This window comes from Deltaproteobacteria bacterium, assembly GCA_019308995.1.
In the GTDB taxonomy this organism is placed as follows: Bacteria; Desulfobacterota; Desulfarculia; order Adiutricales; family JAFDHD01; genus JAFDHD01.
Genome location: JAFDHD010000201.1, coordinates 1 through 2940, shown reverse-complemented (window position 1 = coordinate 2940; position 2940 = coordinate 1). Strand labels below are relative to the sequence as shown.

Sequence of the window (2940 nt, the reverse complement as noted above, 5' to 3'; positions counted from 1 at the left end):
GCTCCGCCCGAACCATCGTCAACTCCGGCCCGCGCACCCCTTACCTCTATACCCGATAGATGGGATCTACTGACAAGAGCAACTCCCGTGCCGAACAGGATTGGGTCCGTCCCTGTTTGTTCGTAAACTTGAACGCCATCATCCCTCAGAGAGCTTCGAAGTATTGTGGCATATTGACTGATATCACTATATCGATCCCCAATGATGTAACACCCGCGACAAGTTCCGCAGGAAGAACCCGCTCGGCAACCGCAATGCCACTGGACGGTTGAAATGAGATTCTCATATAGGCTTGATCTACGTCGCCGGCGTCTATCATCCGGCGCAGTTCCTTGCCAGCGGGCTCAATTCTCTGGAGCAAGTTCTTCATCTGCGTATGAATACGTCCACTTGATGGCCGTCCGTCCAGTGACCAGAGTCCGAACTTGGTTTTTCTCTTTGCTCCGAAAGACTCTCCTCTTCGCGCAGAGTCATCAGGCCTAATTCTTAGCGTATTGCTCACGTTGTCCGGATTGAGATCCCTGCCGACAAGCGTCAGAGACACACATCTCCACTCAGCTTTCGCCCTCTGTCTCATATGCACTGGTGATGCCATGTAAAAATCCTCACAGAAATACGACGCTTAGAAAACAAGCAAAGCCGCGCCCGGTACGACCCCGACACCTGACCACACCAGCAACGCCCCCACTGCCTTCTTTCCTGCGTAGATGAGACCAACAGTGACGACAGTCTGTAGGATGGGCAACTTGTTGCCCATGCTGTCGATGTAACGCAGATCGAATCGTCCCCGAGGCCCGCACCGCGTCTTGGCGAGACCGCATGGGCAGGAAACCTGCCCATCCTGCCGAAGACGAACCGCGTGGGTCAAGGACCCACCCTACGTGTCGATCCAGGGCGAAACGGTCGATATCGACGCTGAGACCGAGACCGGACGCCTCCGAGCGAGGCGTTGGGGCTGCCCTCTGGATTGTCGAAGCCTCTCCTGTCATGGCTTCCCCAAGCACGTTAGGCCTCCAGGATAGCGGAAGGTCGCGACAGGATCAAGGGCGTTTTGCGCGGGAGCGCGGAAGCGTAAGAGCGTAGAAGCGTCAGAGGGCGGGAGCGAGGGGGATTTTTGTTGACGCCGAACACATGCGTTTATACTCTATTTATGCAATACAATTCAGAGATGTGGAGCCTGTCGATGGCCAATCGCCAACCGCCAACCGCCAACCTGGACACCCCTGTGCTTCGCAAGGCACATGATGCCACGCATCAAAGACCTATCAGTGAACCAGGAAATCCCGACCGGGGTCAGGGTTCCAGCGGTCGCGGTGTCATCATTCGCGCCAAACGAAGCCAATTTCGCTGTTTCTGACTCAAAAACGAAGGTTATGCCACAAAACAAAGCCAATTCGAACCCAATTTCCGCCGGCGAAGTGGGGCCGGTTGCGGCCCTAACGCCGCCGGCCCTGCCGAGAGGCAATCGGAGGGCTCGGCGAAGCCGTTTGCGGGATTTTGCGAAGGATCCGAGCCGCCATTTGGATTGCTCCGAAGGCATGTAGTATGATACACTGATTCGGTTTGGCGGCCTTGGCCGGCCTAATGCATGATGAGTAAGGGACTTAGGGGAGAACTTACGGTGTCTGCGACAGAAAAACGACATAGCATGGCCGATAAACGCAGATGGCCCCGTTACGGGCTGGAGCCCGGGCTACAGGCCATTCTGTTTCTGGGACTGTTCGTCTACGTCTGGAAAGGGATTGAACCCCACCTGCTCTACTATGGATTTGGTGTATTCACGCCCTATCCGGTCTTCTCTCTGGAGGCCTCGTTTTTCCGCACGGCCCTAAGTACGCCGGGGGGCATATTGAGTGCCCTGGCCGCCCTGCTGGCGCAGAGTTATAGCCATGCCTGGGTGGGGGCCCTGGTAATCGTGACGGTATTGGCCGTGCTGCTCCTGGGCATCCAACGCCTGCTGCGATCCATACAGGCCGCGAAGTTCAGAGATCTGGCCTGGATCCCCGTGATACTCGCCTTGATGGTTTACAATCATTATGAAAACCCCCTGCCGATTCTTCTGGCCCTAAATCTATCGGTTTGGACCGCGATCCTTTATGGTTCGCTTGGCGCGAGGACCTTGTCGGCGAGAGCGGGATTGTTCCTGCTCTTCTTTGCCATCGTCTATTATTGGGCCGGCGCCTCGGCCTTTGTCTTGGCCTGGATTGTCTGCCTGAGCGAAGCCTTGCGGCATCGAAAGCTCATCGGCGCGATCCTATCGATCGCCCTGGCGTTTGGCGGGGCCTTTGTTCTGGGTCACCTGGTCTTTGATCTTGAACTTCAGGCCGCCTTCACGACCGGCACTCCCTGGGACCCAAGCAGCGGTCTCCAATTCCTGGCCCCATTCAGCCTGCTACCGGCCGTCCTGTACGCCTTCGTGCCCGGCCTGATGCTCCTGGCCTCCCTGGCCGGCGTCGCGATCAAGGTGGCAGCCAAAATGCGGATGGGCCGCCGGAAACAAAAGGCCCAGCCAACCGAGCAGCCCAAGCGTCTCCGTCGAGGACACGCCTACGATCGGCGTCTGTGGATCGCCCTGCGTCTGCTCCTGGTGACGGCGACGGCGGTCCTGGGCCTGCTGTTTTCGCGCACGCATATCCATAACGAACGGGCGCTGCACTACTATGCCCAACAGCGCAACTGGGATCAAGTCATCGCCCTGGCCCATCGCATGCGAGGCAAGCAGACCTTTACACGCGCCGGCATGTTTGAGGTCAATCGGGCGCTGGCGCACCGGGGGTCTCTGGGCAACGAGTTCTGTGCCTATCCCCAGGATGGCGCCAAGGCGTTATTCCTGAGTTTCAAGGAGATAACGGGACGTTTGCAGTATGCCAAACTACTCGAGTGGTACCTGGACCTGGGGTGTCTCAATGCCGCCGAGAAGAATGTCTATGAACTGCTGGA

At 57.6% G+C, this 2940-nt stretch carries 3 protein-coding genes; 2 read left to right on the top strand and 1 reads right to left on the bottom strand.

Annotation, left to right across the window (positions count from 1 at the left end; all coding sequences use genetic code 11):
* Positions 1-145: 145 nt before the first annotated feature.
* A complete protein-coding gene (locus JRI95_16860; protein ID MBW2063216.1) occupies positions 146-595 on the bottom strand; it encodes a DUF4279 domain-containing protein in 450 nt (149 codons plus the stop codon).
* A gap of 588 nt (positions 596-1183) precedes the next feature.
* On the opposite strand from JRI95_16860, the gene JRI95_16855 reads away from it, so the two are divergent.
* Positions 1184-1357, top strand: a complete 174-nt coding sequence (locus JRI95_16855) for a hypothetical protein (protein ID MBW2063215.1) — start codon at positions 1184-1186, stop codon at positions 1355-1357.
* A gap of 264 nt (positions 1358-1621) precedes the next feature.
* Positions 1622-2940 (top strand): hypothetical protein (locus JRI95_16850; protein MBW2063214.1); only part of this gene is annotated, 1319 nt, incomplete at its 3' end.

Excerpts from the sequence above, each read along its gene's own strand:
- JRI95_16860 (MBW2063216.1), bottom strand. The coding sequence starts at position 595 with ATGGCATCACCAGTGCATATGAGACAGAGGGCGAAAGCTGAGTGGAGA.
- JRI95_16855 (MBW2063215.1), top strand. The coding sequence starts at position 1,184 with ATGGCCAATCGCCAACCGCCAACCGCCAACCTGGACACCCCTGTGCTT.